18 protein-coding genes are annotated in these 21557 nt (G+C 72.4%); all 18 read left to right on the forward strand.

What is annotated here, in order from left to right; translation table 11 throughout:
• Positions 1-9 precede the first annotated feature (9 nt).
• Positions 10-1608 carry a phage tail sheath subtilisin-like domain-containing protein gene (locus AB4Y83_RS19740; protein WP_442297899.1) on the forward strand — a complete coding sequence of 533 codons (1599 nt, stop codon included), beginning with the start codon at positions 10-12 and terminating at the stop codon, positions 1606-1608.
• Positions 1605-2114 carry a phage tail protein gene (locus AB4Y83_RS19745; RefSeq protein WP_442297900.1) on the forward strand — a complete coding sequence of 170 codons (510 nt, stop codon included), beginning with the start codon at positions 1605-1607 and terminating at the stop codon, positions 2112-2114. The genes AB4Y83_RS19740 and AB4Y83_RS19745 overlap by 4 nt, the downstream gene beginning before the upstream one ends.
• Positions 2114-2293 (forward strand): hypothetical protein, encoded by a 180-nt coding sequence (locus tag AB4Y83_RS19750; protein WP_442297901.1) that lies wholly within the window; start codon positions 2114-2116, stop codon positions 2291-2293. Before AB4Y83_RS19745 ends, AB4Y83_RS19750 begins: the two co-directional genes overlap by 1 nt.
• Positions 2290-2973, forward strand: a complete 684-nt coding sequence (locus AB4Y83_RS19755) for a CIS tube protein (protein ID WP_442297902.1) — start codon at positions 2290-2292, stop codon at positions 2971-2973. The genes AB4Y83_RS19750 and AB4Y83_RS19755 overlap by 4 nt, the downstream gene beginning before the upstream one ends.
• Positions 2970-4121 (forward strand): phage late control D family protein, encoded by a 1152-nt coding sequence (locus AB4Y83_RS19760; RefSeq protein ID WP_442297903.1) that lies wholly within the window; start codon positions 2970-2972, stop codon positions 4119-4121. Before AB4Y83_RS19755 ends, AB4Y83_RS19760 begins: the two co-directional genes overlap by 4 nt.
• A gap of 4 nt (positions 4122-4125) precedes the next feature.
• A complete protein-coding gene (locus AB4Y83_RS19765) occupies positions 4126-4659 on the forward strand; it encodes a phage baseplate assembly protein V (RefSeq protein WP_442297904.1) in 534 nt (177 codons plus the stop codon).
• 30 nt (positions 4660-4689) lie between these two features.
• On the forward strand, positions 4690-5094 hold the full coding sequence (locus AB4Y83_RS19770; protein ID WP_442297905.1) for a PAAR domain-containing protein: 405 nt from the start codon (positions 4690-4692) through the stop codon (positions 5092-5094).
• Complete coding sequence (locus AB4Y83_RS19775; RefSeq protein WP_442297906.1) at positions 5091-5495, forward strand: GPW/gp25 family protein; 405 nt, start codon at positions 5091-5093, stop codon at positions 5493-5495. The genes AB4Y83_RS19770 and AB4Y83_RS19775 overlap by 4 nt, the downstream gene beginning before the upstream one ends.
• Positions 5492-7390, forward strand: a complete 1899-nt coding sequence (locus tag AB4Y83_RS19780; RefSeq protein ID WP_442297907.1) for a hypothetical protein — start codon at positions 5492-5494, stop codon at positions 7388-7390. The genes AB4Y83_RS19775 and AB4Y83_RS19780 overlap by 4 nt, the downstream gene beginning before the upstream one ends.
• Positions 7387-9399, forward strand: a complete 2013-nt coding sequence (locus AB4Y83_RS19785; RefSeq protein ID WP_442297908.1) for a baseplate J/gp47 family protein — start codon at positions 7387-7389, stop codon at positions 9397-9399. Before AB4Y83_RS19780 ends, AB4Y83_RS19785 begins: the two co-directional genes overlap by 4 nt.
• On the forward strand, positions 9396-11090 hold the full coding sequence (locus tag AB4Y83_RS19790; RefSeq protein ID WP_442297909.1) for a phage tail protein: 1695 nt from the start codon (positions 9396-9398) through the stop codon (positions 11088-11090). The genes AB4Y83_RS19785 and AB4Y83_RS19790 overlap by 4 nt, the downstream gene beginning before the upstream one ends.
• A gap of 5 nt (positions 11091-11095) precedes the next feature.
• Positions 11096-12319: a hypothetical protein gene (locus AB4Y83_RS19795; RefSeq protein ID WP_442297910.1), complete on the forward strand. Its 1224-nt coding sequence runs from the start codon at positions 11096-11098 to the stop codon at positions 12317-12319.
• 158 nt (positions 12320-12477) lie between these two features.
• Entirely contained in the window at positions 12478-14007 is a 1530-nt protein-coding gene (locus AB4Y83_RS19800; RefSeq protein WP_442297911.1) for a hypothetical protein, read from the forward strand.
• Positions 14004-15128, forward strand: a complete 1125-nt coding sequence (locus tag AB4Y83_RS19805) for a hypothetical protein (protein ID WP_442297912.1) — start codon at positions 14004-14006, stop codon at positions 15126-15128. The genes AB4Y83_RS19800 and AB4Y83_RS19805 overlap by 4 nt, the downstream gene beginning before the upstream one ends.
• Complete coding sequence (locus AB4Y83_RS19810) at positions 15125-15586, forward strand: hypothetical protein (RefSeq protein ID WP_442297913.1); 462 nt, start codon at positions 15125-15127, stop codon at positions 15584-15586. The genes AB4Y83_RS19805 and AB4Y83_RS19810 overlap by 4 nt, the downstream gene beginning before the upstream one ends.
• A 10-nt stretch (positions 15587-15596) precedes the next feature.
• Complete coding sequence (locus tag AB4Y83_RS19815) at positions 15597-17288, forward strand: hypothetical protein (protein WP_442297914.1); 1692 nt, start codon at positions 15597-15599, stop codon at positions 17286-17288.
• 59 nt (positions 17289-17347) lie between these two features.
• Positions 17348-19342, forward strand: a complete 1995-nt coding sequence (locus AB4Y83_RS19820) for an ATP-binding protein (protein ID WP_442297915.1) — start codon at positions 17348-17350, stop codon at positions 19340-19342.
• Entirely contained in the window at positions 19339-21537 is a 2199-nt protein-coding gene (locus AB4Y83_RS19825; protein WP_442297916.1) for a DUF6861 domain-containing protein, read from the forward strand. The genes AB4Y83_RS19820 and AB4Y83_RS19825 overlap by 4 nt, the downstream gene beginning before the upstream one ends.
• Positions 21538-21557: the final 20 nt, after the last annotated feature.

The raw sequence follows: 21557 nt of genomic DNA on the forward strand, positions 1-21557 counted from the left end.
CCCACTGCCATGACCACGACCGCGCTCCCCGGTTTCCGCGTCGTCGACGCGGCGATGCCCCCTGAGGACGAGGGGCTGCGCAATGACGTCGCTGCCTTTCTCGGCTCGACGGTGCGCGGTCCGCTCGGCGTGCCCCGTCGGCTCGCGTCGTGGCAGCAGTTCGTGGCGACCTACGGCGATGTGGGGCCGGGCACGGTGTCGAGGGCCGTCTCGGCCTACTACGCCAACGGCGGCGAGGTCGCCTGGGTGGTCCGGGCGGGACGCGGCGGAGCACCCGCCAGCCGGGTGGTGGCCCTGCTGCCCGACAGCGACGACAGCGACGACAGCGTCGACAGCGTCGACAGCGTCGACAGCGTCGACAGCGACGACGGGGACGACGACCGGGAGCGCCTGCGGGCCGACCTCCCGGGCAACCGGGTCCGCGTGACCGCCTCCAGCGCCGGGACGTGGGGCAACGACACGGCCGTTCGGATCACCTACCGCCCGTTCGGCATCACGGGGTCGGCGGAGTTCGACGTGGCGGTCGACGTGCCGGGCCTGGCTCCGCTGCGCCGGGCGGGCCTCTCCGCCGCTGACCTGCCCACAGCCGTGGCCGCCCGTGGGCTCGTCGTCCTCGCCTTCGAGGGGGAGCCCGTGCCGGGCGACCTGGCCGCCACCGGCCCCGCCGTACGCAGGTGGGAGCTGCGTCTGCGCGGTGGCACCGAGCCGATCCTGGACGCCGCCTGCCTCCGGCGGGCGGTGGAGGTGCAGGCGGACGTCGAGGAGATCGCGCTGGTCTGCGTGCCCTCGCTCGCCCTCCGGCTGACCGAGCAGGACCAGGCCGAGGTCGTCGCCGAGCTCGCGCAGAGCTGCGCGGCCAGCCAGGACCGCCTCGCGGTCGTCTCCGCCGTCGGCACGGACTCCGGGTCGTTCGCGGCCTGGTGCGAGCGCACCCGGACGAGGGTCTCCGACCCGGCGCAGCAGCGCGCGGTCGCGGCGTACTTCCCCTGGCTGCTGGCGGAGGACGTGGCCTCGAGCGGACCGGACCACTACCCACCGACCGACCCGGTGGGGCACGTGGCCGGGGTGATGGCGCGGCTGGACCGTGAACGCGGATCGGGCTGGAGCCCGGCCAATGTCCTGGTGAGCGACGCCGTCGACACCGCGGTGCCGCTGCCGCCGTCCCTGCAGGCCCTGGTGCTCGACAGCGGCGCCAACCTGCTGCGCGGTCGCGTCGGCGGTGGCCTGGAGATCTGGGGGGCGCACACGCTCGACCCGGGAGACGGCCGCTACCTAGCGCACCGCCGACTGGTGCACCGCATCGTGCGAGCCGTGCGACGTGTCCTCGAGCCGCTGGTGTTCGACCCCAACACGCAGCTGCTGTGGTTCTCGGTGAGCCGGGCCGTCAGCGGGATCCTGATGGAGGCCTACCGCAGCGGCGCGCTGCGAGGTGAGACGCCCGCGGAGGCCTACCGCGTGCGGTGCGACGAGACCACAAACCCGCCGGACACGATCGACGAGGGCCAGGTCGTGTGCCTGGTCGAGGTCGCGCCGGCGACGCCCATGGAGTTCATCACCCTGCGACTGACCCTCGGCGCCGACGGCCTCCTCGAGGTGGTGGAGCAATGAGCATCATCCCCTCGGTCGAGGACCCGCTGCCCGCCCACCGGTTCCTGGTGTCGCTGGACCCCACCGACGCCTACCTGCCGTTCGCGCAGTCGGCGATCATCACCGCGATTGCAGCCGGCCAGTTCAGCGAGGTGACCGGTCTGGGGGCCGACCTGGAGGTGCTCGCCCACCCGGAGGGTGGCCGCAACGACTACGTGCACCAGCTCCCGGTCCGGCACAGCTATCCCAAGATCGTGCTCAGCCGGGGCATGGTCCGCGACCCCGGGCTCTACTTCTGGTACCAGGCGGGGCTGTCCCGCTCGATCGGTGCCCGCCGTGACGGCGCGATCATCCTGCTCACCCCCGGCGGCGTCCCCGCGATCGGCTGGATCTTCCGCGGCGGCCTGGCAGCAGCCTGGAAGGGCCCGCAGCTCAAGGGCAGCGACAGCGCAATCGCCGTCGAGTCGATCGAGATCGCCCACGAGGGACTCCTCCAGGTCCCGCTCACACCTCCAAGGGTTGGCTGATGATCACCATCGAGCACCTCCAGATTCTCTTCGACGCCGAGCGGGAGCGAGACGAGGCCGTCTTCGCGCGGCTCTTCGCGCAGCACACGGCCCGCCTCGACGCCGTACGCCGGGGCGCCGACGAGGACGCCCAGCAGGCCGCGAGCGACCGCTCGCTCGGCTCCGGGGGGTGGTCATGAGCCTGCCGATCAACTTCCTGGGCCGCGAGTTCGCCGAGGCCCGGCTGGAGATCGTCGAGCCGACGCGGGACCCGAAGACGAAGCTGATCCCGCTGCACTTCAACCCGGCGGACTACAAGCTCACCAAGGAGAACGCCTTCGCCGAGATCCCCATCCCCGGCCTGGCCTCCCCGCCGTTGCAATACGTCCGCGGCGGGAGCCGGGTGCTGGCGATGGACGTCCTGGTCGACACCTCGGACGATCCGAAGAAGAGCGTCCACACTGAGTACGTCGCCGCCGTCGAGGGCGCCATGGCCAAGGACGGCAAGCTGCACGCCCCGCCGATCGTGATGTTCGTGTGGGGACCCCAGCCGAAGTTCACGGGAGTGCTGACCTCGCTCGAGGTGAACTACGTCCTCTTCAACACCGACGGCACCCCCCTTCGCGCCAAGCTCGGCATCAAGCTCAAGGAGTACCGGCCGGTCAAGGTGCAGCTCAAGGAGGTGGAGCAGACCTCGCCCGACGTCGAGAAGCGCTACGTCGTGCGCACTGGCGAGACCCTCAGCTCGATCTCGTCCGCGGTCTACCGCGACCCCTCCCACTGGCGCGAGATCGCCCGGGCCAACCGGATCACCGACCCGACCACAGTCGCGCCGGGGACGGTGCTGATCGTGCCCGCCCTGTCCGAGGACCGCCGATGACCGCCACCTCCACCCGCGCGCCCGGCCTGCCCGAGCGCTACTACGCGCCGGCCTTCGTCGTCGAGGTCGGTGGACAGCCCCTCGATCCCGAGTCGATGGGCGACGTGCTCGAAGTCAGGGTCGAGATGGAGCTCAAAAAGCTGACCAGCGTCGACATCAGGCTGAACAACTACGACGACACCACCTTCGACCTCAAGTGGTCCGACGCCGACCAGTTCCGGCTGGGCAGCCAGATCCACGTGCAGATGGGCTACGCCGAGCGGACGCTGTCGATGATGCGAGGCGTCATCACCACGCTTACGCCGGACTTCCCCGGCGACGGGTCCTCGACGCTGCTGGTCCGAGGGCTCGACTCACTGACGCGGCTCAAGGGATCCAAGCCGCCGCCGGACAAGGTCATCTTCCGCGACAAGGCCGACTGGCAGATCGCGCAGGAGATCGGCGAGCGGCACGGGCTGCGGGTGACGGTGACCGAGGAGGGCCCGGTCCACACCATGATGTGTCAGGAGAACATCGACGACGGCACCTTCCTCAAGACCCGCGCCGACGGCATCGGCTTCGTCGTCTTCATGGAGACCGACGCCACGTCGGGCGAGGACACGCTCAACTTCATCAAGCCGCCCGACGGTCGCGGCAGCGGGCCCATCACGACGTACGTCCTGGCCTGGGGCACGCTGCGCAACACCGACTTGGCGCCGAGCCTGGTCGAGTTCAAGCCGACCATGACCGTCGCCGACCAGGTCCAGACCGTCACGGTGCGCGGCTGGGACCCCAAGAACAAGAAGGCGATCAAGCAGACCGCGACGCCCGAGAACACCCCCGGCGTCGCCGTGGTGGCCGGCACCAGCGGGCCGAAGGCGGCCGGCGAGATCGCCGGGCCGGCGGGGCGGGAGGAGGTGGTGGTCCGCACCCTGGTCACCACCGACGAGGAGGCGCTCCAGCTCGCCCAGGCACTGCTGGCCGAGCGCGCCTACCGATTCCTCACCGCGCACGGCAAGGCGATCGGCCTGCCGGACCTGCGCCCCGGTGCGAACGTCGAGATCGTCGGCGTCGGCCGCCGGTTCAGCGGGACCTACCACGTCACCAAGGTGACGCACACGATCAACGAGCAGGGCTATTTGACCGAGTTCGACGTGAGCAGGAGGTAGGGCGATGAACTTCCGACTTCTGGACACCGACGAGGGGGTGCTCGGCCTCTCCATCGGGCTGGTCACCAACGTGGTCGACGAGGGCGGCCTGGGGCGGGTCGAGATCCAGCTGCCCTGGTTCGCCGAGGGCTACCGCGAGTGGGCGCGGGTCGCCCAGCCCTATGCGGGGGACCGGTTCGGCAGCACGTGGATCCCCGAGGAGAACGGCGAGGTGCTGGTCCTGTTCGAGCGCGGCAGCATGCGGGCGCCGTACGTCCTCGGCTGTCTCTACAACCCGATCGACAAGCCGCCGGAGAAGCGCACCAAGGACAAGGACGTCCGCACGTGGAAGTCACCGACCGGCTCCGAGATCCGCTTCGACGAGACGAAGAAGACCGTCGAGGTGAAGACGAAGTCCGGCGCCTCGGTGCTGCTGGAGGAGAACACCGGGAACGTCACCGTCACGGCCAGCAAGACGCTCACCCTCAAGGCGACCGATGTCGTCATCGAGGGCACCAGCAGCGTCAAGGTCACCAGTCCCTCGATCGCCCTCAACTGACCCACCAGACCGACGGAGAGGAGGCACGCCATGGGTGCAGCGGCCGCCCGGCTCACCGACACGGTGACCGGCTCAGACACCCACATCGTGATGGTGCCCGCGCCGTCCGGGTCCGTGCCGACGTCGCTGCCGGGGCACCCCTTCTCGGGCACCCTGACCTCCGCTGCCTCCAGCGACGTGACCATCGACGGGTTGGCCGCGGCCGTGGTCGGCACCAAGGCCACGAACTCCCCGTCCCACGTGCCGCTCCCGCCGGGCACCTCGTTCGCCTCACCGCCCAGCAACAGCGGCGAGGTCAGCGCGGGGTCGTCGAGCGTGACCATCGGCGGCAAGGCGGCCGCGAGGCAGGGCGACACGGTCCGCACCTGCAACGACCCCACGGACGCGGACACCAGCACCATCACCTCCGGCTCGACGAAGGTGACGATCGGATGAGCGACGACTTCCGCGGCCGCGGCTGGCCCTTCCCGCTCCTTCCCGATGCGGGCGGGTCGCTGCGCTACGTCGAGGGCAACGCCAACGTGGTCCAGTCGCTGCGGCTGCTCCTGTCGACCGGCGCCGGCGAACGCGTGATGCGCCCCACCTTCGGCTCCGATGCGCCCGAGCTGGTGTTCGCCCCCGGATCGCCCGTCAACCACCAGCTGCTCGAGGAGTCGGTCCGCGACACGATCCGCGACTTCGAGCCGCGGGTGCTGCTCGACGCCGTGGTGGTCACCGAGGACCCGGTCTCTCCGGATCGCGTCGACATCGAGGTGACCTACACCGTCCGCCGGACCAACACCCGTTCGTCGGTGGTGTTTCCCTACTACCTCGGGAGACCGGGGGGACTGCCGTGACCACCGTGCCCAGCGAGCTGCCTGCCGAGCTGCTGATCGACGACCTGACGTTCACCGATCTGCTCAAGATCGCGCTCGACGACGTGCCCGGATCCTCGTCCGGGCTGTGGACCCTGCACGGCGCCGTCGACCCCGGTGTCACCCTGCTCGAGCTGTTCGCGTGGCGCTTCGAGCAACGGCTGTACGCCGCTGACCAGGTCACCGAGTCGATCACCCGGGCCGGACTCCGGCTGCTCGGCGTCGCCGACCCCCTGCCGACAGCAGCGGCGACGACGGTGCTCGGACTGGGGGGTGACGTGCCGCCGACGAGGATCGAGGCGGGGGCGCTGTTCACCCTGGAGAGTGACACCGCCGGCCGGCAGTTCTCGCTCGTCCAGCCGGTGTCGGTGCTGCCCGTGCGGGCCATCGAGGCGCAGGGCGAGCTCTCCGGTCCGGGCGACGTGCTCGAGCTGGTGCTGGACCGGGTCGGCCCCCGCGTGGTGGCCCACCTGCTGTCGGTGCTCGTGGAGCTGAGCACCGACGCGTCGGTCCACGCGCAGTGGGACGTCGATGCCGTCGACGTGCCGGTTCCGGCCGCTCTGGAGTGGCGCGCACTCGGCCCGGACGGGTCGTCCGAGCCGGTCACCCTCGACGACGGGACGTGCGGCCTGCGCCGCAGCGGCCTGCTCCGGCTGCCGTGGCCCGAGGTCTGGAACCAGGTCGGCGGGAGTGGCTGCCGCCTGCGGGCGACGGTGTCCTCGGGCTTCTTCTCCGAGCCGCCCCGGGTTGTCTCGGCCACGCCCAACGCCGTGACTGCCCGCCACCTCGTGCCCGGGACGGCCGACCTGACCTCCGGGCTCGCCGCCCTCCTGGTCCTGCCCCACCAGCGGTTGACGATCCGCGGCACCGCCGGTGTGCTGCACGACGCGCCCGGCTCGGTCACCCTCGAGCTGTCCGAGCCCGACGGCCAGGACCACGCTTGGACGTCCGTCGCGGACTGGGTCGGGGTCGGCCCCGATGATCGCGTGTTCCTGGTGGACCGGGCGCGCGGCGAGCTGGTCTTCGGCGACGGCCTGAGCGGTCGGGTGCCGCGGGCGGCCAGCGGCGGTCGCGCTGCGGCGTCGTACGCGCTGGGCGGGGGCACCGTGGGCAACCTCGGCCGCGGCGGGACCTGGGCACAGGACGGCGGCGCGGTCGTCGCGACCAACCCGGTGGCGGCCACGGGTGGAGCCGAGCCGGAGGCGATCGAGGTGGCCCGGCAACGAGCCGCGGACGCCCTCACCGTCCCCGACCGGATCGTGACCGCGGACGACGCGCGGCAGCTGGCGCTCGGCACCCGGGGCGTGGCCGTGGAGCGTGCGCACGTCCGGGTCGGGCACCACCCCGGGTTCCCGTGCGTGAGCCTGCCGGCGGTGTTGAGCGTCGTCGTCGTGCCGACCGTGGACCGCGACGGCCCCGTCGCTGACTGGGTGCCGGCGCCCCGTCCCGACGAGGGGCTGCTGAGTGCCGTACGGACCCGGCTCGAGAACGCCCGGCTGCTGGGCCAGGAGGTCTTCGTCGAGGCCCCCGTCTATCGAACGGTCAGGGTGCGGGTGGACGTGACCCGGTCCGCAGGGACCGACATTCTCCGGGACCGCGTCATCGAGGCGCTCACCCGCTATCTCGACCCCCTGCGCGGTGGGCCCGGCGAGAAAGGCTGGCCGTTCGGCGGCGCCGTACGCCCCTCCGAGCTCGCCGGAGTCGCCAGCCGCGCCGTGGGGCCGGAGGTCTCCGTGACCAACCTCGCCGTTGAGCTCGACGACGGCGAGCCGACGAGCTGCGCCGGGCTGGCGATCGGGCCCGGCGAGCTGGTCCGGATCGGCGACGTGGTCGTCGCTCGCACCGACGCACTGCCTGACGGAGGTGGCCTGCGATGAGTTGGGGACGTGACGTGCGCGAGGCGGAGCTGACCATGCTCGCGGCGCCGGTCGAGGGTGGCCTGGAGCCCGAGCTGCTCCCGGGCTCGCGCGAGTCGATCAGGGCCGATGTCGCCGCCCGACTGACCGGCTACGTCCCGGAGTGGACCGACCGCAGCACGGCCGACGCAGGCATCGCGCTGCTCCGCGTGCACGGCACGCTCGCGGCCGCTGTCACCCAACGGCTGAACCGGATGCCGCGCCGGCTGGCGCTCGGCCAGCTCGACCTGGCGGGTGTCCGTGCCCGCCCGCCGACGTCCGCGACCGCGGTGCTGGGCGTCACGGCCGCGGACAACGCCACCGCTCCGATCTCCGTGCCCAAGGGCACGCGGTTCGTCACCCCGCTCGGCAGCGCCGGACCGGCCCTCGAGACGACCCAGGCCAGCACGGCCCTGCCGGGCGCGGTGGTGGCCGTGGCGGTCTTCGACGGGGGGCTCACCGTCATCGACACCCCTGAGGACCTCGGCGACCTTCCACCCTTCGGCGCCACGCGTCGTCCACCCGCCCAGCTGTGGTGGGGCACCGGCACGACGGTCGCCCCCCAGGGCCTGCTCTCGTTCGCGGTCCGGCTCGCTCCGGGCGTCGGGAGGCAGACGGCCGAGGCCTCGAGTCTGCTGGCAGCGGAGCAGCTGCCCGCGCTGCGCTGGGAGGCGATGACCGCGGCCGGGCCGGTGGAGCTCGCGGTCGAGCTCGACGAGTCCCGCGGGTTGACCCGGGACGGCGTGATCGTCCTCCGCGCGGACACCCCGGCGCCGTGGGTCGCGAGCACGCTGCCCGGTCGGGCCGGCGAACCGCCGCTCACCTGGGTCCGTGCGCGACTCGTCACAGGCGTGTTCCCGGCGGCACCCCGGCTGCGCAGCGTGACGCTCAACGGAGTGCCTGCCGTGGCCCGACGTACGGTCCGCGGCGAGGTCGCCGAGCCCGTCGGGCGCTCGCCGTCGGGCCGGTCGACCTACCGACTCTCGCAGGTCCCGGTGCTGCCCGGCAGCGTCGACCTCGACATCGCCGACACGGCTGCCGACCCGTTCGGGACCACCGCCGACGAGTCGACGACCTGGGAGGAGATGGCGACGCTCAGCTCCGCCGAGTCCGACCAGCGCGTGTTCGCCCTCGACCCCGCCAACGGGCTGCTCACCTTCGGCGACGGTGTCGCCGGACGGGCGGTGCCGGCGGGCTACCGCAACGTCGTCGCCCGGTCCTACGCCACGGGTGGCGGCACGACCGGCCTCCCGCACTCCGGAGACCGGGTCAGCACCGAGCGCGCCATCCCCGACCTGTCCGATGCGACGGTCCTGTCCATCACGACCGGTTCGGACGCCGAGACGCCGGGCAGCCTGCTGCTGCGCGGGCCTGCCGCCGTCCGCTCCCGTCTCCGAGCCGTGGCGGCAAGCGACTACGTCACGTCGGCCCTCGACACCCCCGGGGCCGACGTGGCCCGCGCACACTGCCTCCCCGCGCGGGACCTCCGCGGCACCGCGACGTCCGCCCCGGGCACCGTGACGGTCGTGGTCCTACCGCGTGCCACCGACCCGAGGACACCCCCGACGCCGTCGCCGGAGACGCTGGCCGCGGTCGCGCAGCACCTGGCCTCCTCGGTCGGGGTCGTCGGCGTGCGAGTGGTGACCGCCTCGCCGCGCTACCGTGCGCTCGCCGTCACCGCGCTGCTCATCGGTGCTCCCGACTCCGACCCGGCGGCCGTCGAGAGCCACACGCGGGATCGCATCGACCACTTCCTCAGCCCGCTCCGGCCCGACGGGACCGGCTGGCCCTTCGGCGGCACCGTGCGCTGGGACGCCTTGGTGCGTGACCTCCTCGCCACCGTGGATCGACTGGTGGCCGTCAGCCGGCTCTCCTTCCGGGTCGACGGCCTACGGCTGCCGGTCTGCACCGACGTCGCACTCGAGCCCGACCAGCTCGTCCGGCCGGGTGGTCACGTGCTGCAGACGATCCGCGAGGAGGGCACGCCATGAGCGCGCCCGCCTTCCGGCTCCTGGACGCCCGCACCGGTTGGGACTCCCGCCCGGGTGGCCTCGACGACGTCACCACCGACGCCGGCACGGTCATGTTGCGAAGGCTCCCGGGGACGCCCGCGCCCGGGACGCCAAGGCCGCTCCCGCAGGCCCTCGCCTGGTCCTGCGACGACTGCACCTGGTGGCTCGGCGGGCGCTCCGGCCTGCGCCGGCTTGGCGTGTGCGACGACGAGTTCCAGCCGTGGGTCGTCCACCGCCCGGTCCGGTCCGTGGCGGTCGGCGACGGCCTGGTGGTGGTGCTGCTGGCCAACGGGCGCGGCACGGTCCAGGTGCTCGACGTCGTCAACGGCCACCTGGTCGGCGAGGCGGACGTCGCGCGAGCCGTCACGGTCGGCCTCACCGACGCCGGGGTCGTGGTCGCCGACCAGGACGGCCGGCTGACACACCTCGATCCGAGCGGCCTGGTCTGCGAGGTGGTAGAGAGCTGCCTGCCGCACGAGATCGCGCTCCCGCGGCCACCCTGGCCCGAGGGCGATCCCCCCACCGCCGTCGCCGAGCTCGACGCGACTCCCCGCCCGCCGACGTACGAGACCACCGGGCAGCTGCTCACCGAGCCGCTCGACTCCGGCATCCCGGGCTGCCGGTGGCACCGGCTCAGGGTCGACGCGGAGGTGCCGGCAGGCACGTCGGTGGCGGTCGCGGTGGCCACCACCGACGGCGATCCCGACGGCCACGAACCGCACCCCACGGACTGGTACGACGCGGGCAGCGCCCTGGGGGACGTGCTGCTCCAGACCCCACCCGGCCGGTGGGCCTTCGTGCGCGTGCGGTTGACGGGCGACGGCGTGGTGAGCCCCACGGTGCACCGGATCCGCCTCGACCTGCCCCGGCGCACGGGCCTGGACGACCTGCCGGCCGTCTATGCCGAGGACCCCCGCGCGCGGGATTTCGGCGAACGGTTCGTCAGCCTGTTCGACGCCTTCCTCGACGAGATGGACCTCGCCATCGACGGCCGGGCCGCGCTCCTCGACGCCAAGGCCCTCCCCGACGACGCGCTGGGTTGGCTGGGCGGTCTGATCGGGGTGGGGTTCGAGGCCGAGATGCCGGCCAGCAGGCGACGCGACCTGATCGCCGCCGCACCGGGGCTCTACCGCAGGCGCGGGACCCCTGCGGGCCTGCGCGACACGCTCCGGATCGCCCTGGGAATCGACGTCACCCTCGAGGAGCTCGGGCGAGACCGCCCCTGGGGCGCCGTCGGGACGGCCCGGCTCGGCGACGTCCGGCTCTTCGGGCGCTCGACGGCCCGGTTCCGCCTGGGCACCTCGCAGCTCGGCCGGGCGCCCATGGTCTCGGACGGCGACCCCGACCTCGACGCCGTACGGTCCGGGGAGCACAAGCTCCGGGTCCACGTGCCCACCCTCGACGAGGACGGGCGGCGCGTCGACCGCGCCCTCGTCACCCGCGTCGTCCGCAGCCAGGCCCCTGCCCACCTCGCGGTGTCAGTCGCCCAGGCGCGTCCCGGCATGACGGCCGTGGCGATGCGGCTCGGCATCGACACCGTCCTGCTGCCGCCCGGTCCCGCCGTGCTCGGCGCGGCGGTGCCGGGCGCCGGTCCCACCGTCCTCGGTCGCGCGGTCGTGGCCCGCGGCCGGTCCCGAACTCGAGTCCGACCCGCCCTGCGAACGGAGTGAGCACGATGAGTCAGCCAACCCAGGCAGCACCCCCTGCCCAGCAGGAGAAGCACGCCCACCACACCTCCTGCGGCTGCAGCGAGCACGGTGGGTGCGGTGACGTGCCCAAGCTCGCCCGGCTGCGCTACTTCCACGGTCAGCCGCTCAGCGCCCACGACCTGCGCCGCGAGCAGGCCTACCACCGCGACCACGCCCGGCTGCACAACCGGCTGCTGCACGGCTGGGGCCTCGTCTGCGGCCTCGAGGTGGAGGTGGCCCCGCGCCGGGACCCGCTCGAGTGCGAGGGCGACCCCACGTCGGCCGAGGTGATCGTGCACCCGGGGGCTGCACTGGACTGCAGGGGCGACGAGATCGTCGTACGGCATCCGCGTCCGGTGTACGTCGACAGCCTGCTCACCGAGGCCGACCTCAAGCGGCTCACAGGTCGGCCCGGCACCGTCTACCTGACCCTGTGCTTCCACGAGGTCCCCATCGACCCGTCCAGACCGATGCTGGTCGGACGCTGCGTGCCGGCCCCCGCGTGTGAGCACGCACGCGTCCTGGAGACCTATCGCGTTTGCGCCACCCTCGAACGTCCCGACACCGGGCCCGACTGCGAGCCGTGCTGCGGCGCCTGCAGCGACACCTGCCTGGAGCTCGCGGCGATCCGCGACTTCGACCCGACCAAGCCGCTCACCCAGGAACAGATCGACCTGGGCGGGCGACGACAGCTCGCGCTGCGCGAGCTGACCGAGATCGTGGGCATCAACTGGGTGCACGGGGCGACCTACACCCGCGAGGACGCCAACGCGCTCCTCGACGACGGCCTCGAGTTGTGGTTCTCCCGAGGCGTCGACGTCGCCACCCTGCGCCCCGGGGTCCTCGACCTCACCGGCATCGAGTCCGGCTCCGGGCGCTCGGCCGGCTCCTACAACATCGAGGGCGAATTCGTGGACCTCCCGCCCGAGCCCTACGTCGACAGGGTCAGGTACCGGCGTAGGACCGACGAGACCCTGCAGTACGGCGACCGGGTGCTGATAATCGTTCGCGGGGACTTCATCCTCGACGAGTGCTGTCGGGCGCTCGACGCCGACCACCTCGGCGGAGCCGTGCCGCAGGCCTGCGACTCGAAATACACCCCGGTCGGCGAGCAGCCGGTGCGCCGGTGCCCACCCCGGCCGTCGGGCGACGGCGTCGAGGGCGGCGAGTTCGTGTCCTGGATTTATGTGGAGGAGCGTGAGAAGCGATGACCACCGGTCTGGCCGCAAAGGCCTCAAGCAAGGGTGGCTGCGGCTGCGGAGGCGGCCGCCGATCTAGCGGTGGCAGTGGTGGCGGCGGTGGCTGCGGCTGCGGTGGATCGTGCGGTGGGGCGTGCGGTGGCTCGACGCCGACGCGCGGCTCGTCGTACGTGCGCGCCCGGTTCTTCGCAGGGCAGCTGCTGGGCGAGGACGACCTCCAGTCGATCAGCGACTACATGCTGGCCAAGCGGCGGCTCACCAACCGGTCGGTGTTCGGCGCGGGCGTCGTGTGCGGGCTCGAGGTCGGCTGCAACCGGTGTGAGTCGGGCTCGGTCGCGGTCTCACCGGGCTACGCCCTTGACTGCTGCGGCAACGACATCGTCGTGGACTGCCCCGAGGAGGTCGACGTGATCGCGCTGGTCCGCGAGCTCCGGGACCGACAGGGCGTCGACTGCGGCGAGCCGTGCGAGAAGCACCCGCGCCAGGAATACGTGCTGAACATCGTCTACGCCGAGCAGCCGACCGACCCGGTGGCACCGTACGCCGCGGACGACTGTGCCGCCGGCGACTGCGAGTTCTCCCGGGTGCGCGAGGGCTACCGGTTCGAGATCAGCTGTGACGCGGCGGAGGCCCAACCGACCATCGTCGACGTGCTCCGCGACTGCCTCGACATCGACGACGACACGTCGAAGGAGGAGGCGAGGTCGATGTCCCGGGTGATCGCGCTCGCGATGACGAAGGCCCGCGAGGAACCGAAGGAGGCGGAGGAGGCGGAGAAGGCACAGCCAGTCGAGGACATCCCGCTCAAGCGCGAGTTCGACGACCTCGAGGGCGACGGGGTGGAGCTGATGCCGGCGTTTCGGCTGGTGGCGCGGGCGACCGCGGCCCTGGCCGGCGACGCGGCAGGTCGGGCGGGCCACGGGCACGCGCTGGCCATCAACACCGAACGCCGCCGGATGCTCGAGACGCGCAGCCGGGCGCTGGCCGCGAGGATGCTGGCCTCGGACGAGCTCGCCGCGCTGTCGCCGGACGAGCGGGAGCGGGTGACCCGGATCCTCAACACCGCCGCGGGGCAGCACGATCTGGCCGCGGTGCCTGCAGCCGACCAGGCGGTGCTCGGGCAGGGGTTCACCGCACCGGAGGCGGAGGAGGCCTACGTCCGCGACGCCACGATGCTGCGCTCGCGGGTGCTGCGTGGCCTGGTGGACTCGGGACGCGCCGGCTGTCGGGAGTATCGCGACGTGTCGGGCCTCAAGCTCGACCGCCTCGACGAGCGCTCCCCGGCGGAGGCGCGGGTCCTGGGAAGGGTCTTCCTGTCCCTCTTCGCCCGCTGCCCGTGCTCGGCGGCGAACCCGCCATGCCCCACCTGCACCGACGTGCTCGTGCCGATCGCCCGGGTCCGCGTGGAGGGCTGTGACGTCGTCAGCGTCTGCGACCTCGAACGGCACTGGGTGCACTCGCCCCGAGCGCTGGCCTACTGGTTCCCCGTCGTGGAGGTGGTTCGCGAAGTCCTGGAGAGCCGCTGCTGCCCGGAGGAGCGCTACGAGAAGAAGGTGATCCGTGAGCGCGAGATCGACGTCCTGCGCGATCGCGCCATGGCGTCGGCGAAGCTGGTCCGCCCGCCCGAGGAGTCCGAGGAGCTCGCGGCCATCATGAAAGCCCTGGGCGACGAGTTCGCCGTACGCGGGAGGACGTCGTGACCACGACCAGGCCGACCTTCCTCGACGGCGCGATCCTGGCAGCGGCAGACCTCGGCTCGCTGGAGACGATCGGTCGCGACCGGGACGCCCGCCATGCCCGCAACCTGCACACCCCTGGCGTCTGCGCCGGGATGGCCCTGGAGAAGAAGGACGCGAAGACAGCGGACGGGCGCGACTACGTCGACGTCACGTTGGGCCTGGGCTACGCCGTCGACGGCACCGGCCGAGAGCTGGTCGTGGCCAACGAGGTGCAGCTGTCGCCGGACCGGTTCTTCGACGACAACCCCAACCCGCCACTGGAGTCGGGGGAGACCTTCTCCGTCTGGCACCCGGTGTTCGTGCGTGGCTTCGACCAGCCCCTGGCCGGGTCCCCTGCCCAGGGGCAGTGCGCCAACGGACCTGGGCGGGGCGGGGTCGAGGAGCTGGTCGAGGTGGAGTTCGGGCGGCCGGGCGACCCGGATCGCGACCAACCGCTTCCGGCGCCGGACGCAGGGCCGGGTAGCGGTGCCTGGCGGGTGCTGGTCGGCTTCGTCCGCTACGACCCCGGCATCAGGCGGTTCACCGCCGTCGGCAGCACGGCCGACGGCGTGACGGTCAGCCGCGCCGGAGCCGCCGCCTCGCTGGTGGCGGGCGCCGGCCGGGTCGAACTCCGCACCCGGTCGACCGCGGACGCCGGAGTGCCGGTCGTCCTCCTGGACAGCGTGCCCGCCGCGTCGCTGACGTTCGGCACGCACGACGGCACTGGGGGAGTCGCCCCGCTGCTGAGCGTCGACGCCTCCGGCAACGTCACGGCGAGCGGCACGCTGCGTGGCCTGCAGACCGTCGGATCACTCCGGGTCCTCTCCGGCACCGCGTCGGACGGCACCGTCCTGCCACTGCCCGACGGTGTCGACCAGGCCGCGGTGGACTCGGGGGCACTGGTCGTCTCGGTCGTCGTGAGCCCGCACCTGCCCACGCCCCGCGCCACCACGTTCTTCGTCCCCCGCACCTGCGAGGTCGACGCCGATCGCCGCGTCAGCGCCACGGGGGGCTGGGTCGACTTGGCCGCCAACACCGTGACCGACGAGGCGGCCAGCTGCGACTTCCTCGTGCTCGTGAGCGTCGCCGAGGCCACGCCGTGACCACCCCGAAGATGGTGGTCCTCCACCTCAGCACGGGTCACGTGCTGGCGGCCGCCACAGCCAGTGAGACGATGCCGACAGCAGCGGCCCTCACGGGAGGGTCCTTCGTCGCCGTCCGGGTGGATCCGGGTGACCTCTTCGTCCACGTCACCACCGAGCTGCTGACCGAGCTGCCGGTGACCGTCGACAACGACGTGCTGTCCGCCCCGACGAGCTTCCGCGTGGTCAAGGCGGTGCCTCCGCTCGCCAACGTCGGCCCGCCCACGGAGCTGCCGGATCCCGCGACCCAGGTAGGTGATCCGGGGGTGGAGGTGCTCTCCCTGTGGCAGATCGGGCACCAGCTCGAGGTGGTTCGCGACAAGCTCGACGGCAACGGCAAGCTGACGTCCCTCACGCCACAGGGCGGCACGCTGCGGTTGATCGCGATTCCCGGCAAGCCACTGCACTACGCCACCTAGCGGACATGCGATGAGCGCGACTGGAGGCCTCGACGACCAGGACATCACGGTCCGGCGGTGCACTGTGCACGTACGTCGCCGGGGTGGGTGGGCCTGGGGCGACCCGGAGGCCTACCTGGACCAGGTCAGTCGGGCGATCGAGCGCGCCCTGGTGCAGTCCGCCGCCGAGGCGGGAATCCCTCCCGGCGTCGATGCCGTGGTGACGGAGCCGGTCACCCTGCACATCGGCCCCGACGGCGTGGTCCGCGTCGATGACACGCGCGCGTTGGCCCACGTCGTCCGGGCCGCGGCCGGCGGGCTCGTCGATGCGCCGGCGACGGGCGCCCGACCGCCGGAACCCGGACGCACCAGGATCGAGCCGATGTTCGAGGCGGGCGCCCTGCCCGTTCGACGGTCCCTCGACGGCGCCGCCCTGGACCGCGCCGCCCTGGACGGCGCCGCCCTTGCCGCCACCCTTGCCGCCCCCCTCGCCGCCTGGTCGCGCGCCGGGCGGCTCGGCGTCGTCGTGTCCGGATGGAGCCCGGCGGCGCGCGCGTCGTGGATGCGGGCCCTGCGCGGCGCGGTGACGGCGGGTGGTGGGGAGCACCTCGGCGACCGGACCGTCTCCAGGATCGCGGAAGCGGTGCTAACACCGAGCTTTGCCGCGACCAGCACCCCGGACGTACGCGCACTCGCGCTCGTCGGAGCCGTGATCACCGCCGCGGGCGGTCGCCTCCCGGACCGGGACACCCTCGACGCGGTCCTCCGGATCGCCGGGGCGGGGATCCTGGCCGAGGGAACTGCGGCAGCACCTGGCCTCGCATCGCCCACGACGGTCGCCACGGACATCGGCGCCGTGGATCCGGCGCCGTCCGCAGCCGCGATGCCGTCCGCACCTGCAGTGCGCGACGCGGTCCGGTCCGGCCCGTGGGTGGTGCCGGCGCTGCCCTTCCTGGTCCTCGTCCAGCTCGGTCGTCTCGGCTACCTCGACGGAGCCGCCGCTGTCCTCGCCGTGTCCGGGCTGGAGCTACCGGACGCGGCCCTGGCCGCAATGGTGGCCGGCAAGGTCCTCGAGCCACCCGCCCACGGCTGGCTCCGCTCGCCGGCCGAGCGGGACGCCGTACAACTCGCCTCGGGGCTCGACGACGAGGACCTGCGAGCTGCCGTGGAGGCCTGGGAGCCGCAGGCCCGACACGCGCTGGCGCCGCTCGGCTCGGCGCTCGTCGGTCTCTACGCCGCTGACCGGAGCAGGTTCGCGGACGTAGCGGTGACCCGGACGCCGGACGACGGCACGGTGGTCGGCGAGCCGGTGGGAGGACTGCCGATCGGCTGGACCTCCGACCCGGAGGAGCTGGTCGCGGTGCTCGCCCAGCTGGGCGATCCGCCAGTGCTCGAGAGCACCGTGTTCACCGGGCTGGTCGAGCGGCTCGCCCCGCGGCGCGCCTTGCCCGGGACCGACGCCGAGGAGCTGGAGCGCCTGATCGGAGCCGCCGTCGGCACCGGCCTGGGCAGCCTGGCCGAGGACCTGTGGGGGAATTCGGCCGACCCCATGGTCGCGCTCGACCGGCTCGGTGACCTCGAGGCGCGGGTCGAGGTCCACGATCGGATGACCATCGCGATCCCCCGCGGGCAGCGCTGGCTGGACCTCAAGCGGGCCGGTCTCGTCGATGCCTGGCCGGCCGCCTGGGCGCCGGGCGGGGTGTGGGAGCTGGTGACATGGTGACTAACGCAACGCATGCGCCGACGCTTGCTGGCGTGGCCAGGTCCGACCTCCAGCTGCGGTTGGGCGGGCTCGCCAGGGCGTTGACCTGGGCGGTGGACCATCACCTCGAGCCCATGCGAGGACCCGGGAGCGCCCTCCAGCAGTACGCGCGTCTCCTGCTGGACCGGGCGACGACCATGGCCGCAGGGGGTGACGACCATGGTCCGGGTGTGCGTCCGACACCGGCCGAGGAGGACCGGATCTCGCACCTGGCAAGTGAGGCCGCGCGAGCGGGTATCGAGGTCCCCTGGTTGACGTTGCGGGCGCGGGGCCTCCGGCCGACCGATCTCGACGTCCTCCTCGTGGCATGCGCACCGATGGTGGAGCCGGCCTTCGGGGGGCTGTATGCGTATCTGCAGGACTCCTTCGACGCCATCGAGCCGGGCGTCCGGCTCGCCGTTCAGCTGTTGGCCCGGACGCCCGAGGAGGAGCGTTCTGTCACCGAGGCGGCAGGACCCTTCGGGCTGCTCCGTACGGCGGGCCTCCTCGACGTCAGCCTCCCCGACCGGCTGGTCGGCCCGCTGCTGCGACCGGCGCCCGGAGTCCTCGAGCTGCTCCGCGGCAGTCACGTCGATCTGGCCCTCCTGGGACTCCCGGGGGTGCGCGCGGGCGCCGGGCCGATTCCGAGCGGCCTCGACCCGGACGATCTCGATCGGCTGGCCGATGCGATCGAGGCCCGGACCGTGGACCTCGTAGGAGTGTGGGGCACCGGCCCGCACGGCGGCGACGCCGTCGCGACCGTGCTGTGTGGCGGAAGGCCGTTCGTTCGGGTGCCGTCGCAACGGGCTGCCGCCGGGCTGCAACGCGCCCGGATCACCGACTCGGTCTGCGTGGTCGACCTCGGCGACGAGGCGTCAGACGCTGATCGCGAGACCCTCCTCGGACTTTTCGCGCGGTCGGCCGCGCCCGTGCTGGTGCTCGCGCCGGAGCCGCTGCCGCTGGCCCGGCTCTGGTCGTCCCGGCGGGTGGCTGAGCTGCGGGTCGACGTACCCTCCCGACTGCAGCGCAGCCGGGCCTGGGCGGCCGCGTTCCCGGAACTCTCCGGTGACGCGGCCGATGACCTCGCCGGGCGATTCGGCCTCGGCGACGAGGACTTGCGCGGACTGGCGGTCCAGGACGCGACCGCCGGGGCCTGGGCCAACGGGCACCGGCCCAGCATCGACGAGCTCGCCACCCGGATGTCGCGCCCACGGTCGCCGTCACTCGCCAGCATCGTGACCCCCCGGCGGGGACGTGACCTGCTGGTGCTGCCCGCCGCCGACGAGGCCCGGGTGCTGCGCGTGGCGCAGGACTTCCGGGCCTGGCCGCGGGTCGCTGAGTCCTGGCGGCTGGACCGATTCGGGGGCTCTGGCGTCACGGCTCTGTTCGCCGGCGAGCCCGGAACCGGCAAGACGCTCGCGGCCGAGGTGGTTGCTGCCGAGATCGGGCTGGACCTGATGGTGGCCGACCTGTCGCTCCTGGTCTCCAAGTGGGTGGGGGAGACGGAGAAGAACCTCGACGTGGTGTTCACCGAGGCTGGCAGCTCCCACTGCGTGTTGTTCTTCGACGAGGCCGACACCCTCTTCGGGCGTCGGGGCGACGTCGACCGGGGCTCGGACCGCTACGCCAACCTCGAGGTTGGCTTCCTGCTCCAGCGGCTCGACCGATACGACGGCCTTGTGGTCCTGGCCACCAACCTCCGCGACCAGCTCGACGACGCGTTCACCCGCCGCTTCCACCACGTGGTGAACTTCCCCAAACCCGGTCCGGACGAGCGCCGACGCCTCTGGGAGCTGGTCCTCGGTGCGCCCGTCGTGCTGGACGGCGAGGTGGATCTGGACCTGCTCACCTCGCTGGACCTCACGGGCGCGGGCGTGGCGGCCATCGTCCGCTCGGCAGCCCTGGCGGCACACCACGACCATCGCCGGGCGCTGACGATGGCGGACCTGGTGCGTGCCGTGGCCCGGCTGTTCCAACGCGAGGCTCGCCTGGTCCCGCGCGACCTGGTGGCGACGTACGCCCCGGAGCTGTCGTGATCGAGCAGGGCCTCGACCGCCCCGTCCCCGAAGCGCTCCCCGAGGAGCAGCGGGCCGTCGGCCTGGACGACCGCGCCCAGCCGATCCCCATGAGCCTGTTCGCCCTGGCGGCCCCCGACCAGGAGAGCGACGAGACGGGCGGTGCCTGGGGGGGACGGTCCGAGGTGCAGCCGCTCTCGATCGGACCCGAGCTCGCCACACCGGCGGCGGAGCAGTCGCAGAGTAGGGCCAGGCAGACTCCGGACGTCTCGAGCGCACACGTCTCCCGCGTCGCGTTCGTCCGGGAGGAGGGACTGAACCTGCGCTCGGGCCCCAGCCAGACCACGTCGTCCATGGGGCAGCTGCCATTCGGCACCCGGGTCCACGTGCTGGAGGACGAGGCCCGGCAAGCGGACTGGCAGAAGGTGACCACGTCGACGGGCAACGTCGGATATCTGTACGCCAAGCAGGTGCACTTCCCGCCCCCGGATCTCATTGCGCGCGACCCCGGACTGAGACTCATCCGCGTTCAGCCGGGCCAGACGATGTGGGGCTTGGTGAGGCAGCAGTACGGCATCCAGGGCAACGAGAGCACGGCCGACCAGAACATGAACCACTTCATCAACGCCATCCGGGCCGTGAACAAGTCCGAGGCCTTCACCATCGAGACCGACTGGATGGACGCCTTCGGAAACTGGGCGATCAGCGGACGGGATGCCTCGGACACACTGTTGCGGGCGGGGTATGACCTGTGGATCCCCAGCTTCGGTGTCGCCGCAGGCATGGATGTCGGCAGCGGGACCGTGACGGGGGAGATCGCCCGACTGATCAAGAAGATCGAGCAGAAGCTCAAGGACTTCCGGGACGCCGGGGCGGCGGCGGGCAAGTACATCCCGGCCGCGGTCGCCGCTCACGTCGGAGAGGCCGCCTCTGGTCTGATCCACGGTCTCGTCGACTTCGCGCTGGACGCTGTGAAGATCCTGGCCATCAGCACCCTCGTCGGTGCGCTGATCGGCGCCCTGTTCGGTGGGGCAGGTGCGTTGCCCGGCGCAGAGATCGGCTTCGAGATCGGCCTGCTGATCCTTGAGGCCTACGGACTGGCCATGCTGATCGAGCTCATCCTCTCCATGGCCGGCCAGCTGCTCGGCCAGCTCGGCAGCTTCGTCAGGCAGGCCTGGGAGGCCAACGGCGATCCCAAGAAGATCGAGGACGCCGGCAAGACCTTGGCGGAGGCCATCGGCGTCCTGGCAGTGGCCGCACTTCTCGCCGCTGTCGCCTACCTGATGAAGAAGGGCGGCGAGGCCCTGGCCAAGACGAAGTTCGCGAAGACGATTGGTCAGACGGAGCTCGCCAAGTACATGTCCGACCGAGCGAACATGAAGTCGACCAATGAGGCCCTCGCCCCGAAGGAGCCCGTACCGACGACGGGTGGCAAGGGGACCGTGCCCCCGGTCGTCCGGAGTCGGGGAGCCTCCGGATCCGGTACCGGGGAGAACTTCAAGCTCGAGGACCACCCCACGGTGCGCGAACCCGTGGTTGAGACGCGACCGGGGACAGCTCGCCCGACCCGACCCACGACGACGCCGACCAAGCAGGCTGTCAAGCCGCCCCCGCGACCCACCCGCGGAAGCACGCCGGAAGACGTTGCCTCGGTTCACGCCGAGGCCACCGAGCACACCGGCAGAGGTGGCCGCAGCCCCTCGGATCCGGAGGAGCTGAGCGCCAGCCCGGATCGGCGCCTGGTCGGAGACGAGGACGTGGCGGGCCTCAGTGCGCCGCGTCGCCCGTCCCGGCCTTCGGGTGCAACGCCTCCGCCGGGTCCGAAGGCCCCGCCGGGGGCGCGCCGGGCGTGGCTGCGGCGAAGGCTCCAACAGCATGTCGACGCGGCCCGTCAACGCTTCGAAGCCGAGGGCTACACACCGAAGCAGGAGCTCGACGTCCGGGCCAACCCTCGCTCTGCGGCTATGCATCGCGGGTCACGGATCGATGCCTTCGCCAAGGAGTCGGTGATGAACGACCCCGACCTCGCGTCTGTGATCACGGCGCCAGACTTCATCCCTGAGCCTGACTTTATCGACTCCGCACTGAAGACCCCCGGTGACGACTGGTTCGATGCCACGACCACTGGGTCTTGGCAGGCCCACCTGCGCAAGTACGGCGCACGTTATGGCCGAGGTGTGTTCCTGGACGCCGGACCGACGACGCCTCGGAAGTGACGGGAGTGCGGATCAACTGA

The organism is Terrabacter sp. RAF57 (genome assembly GCF_052113925.1).
GTDB lineage: Bacteria > Actinomycetota > Actinomycetes > Actinomycetales > Dermatophilaceae > Terrabacter.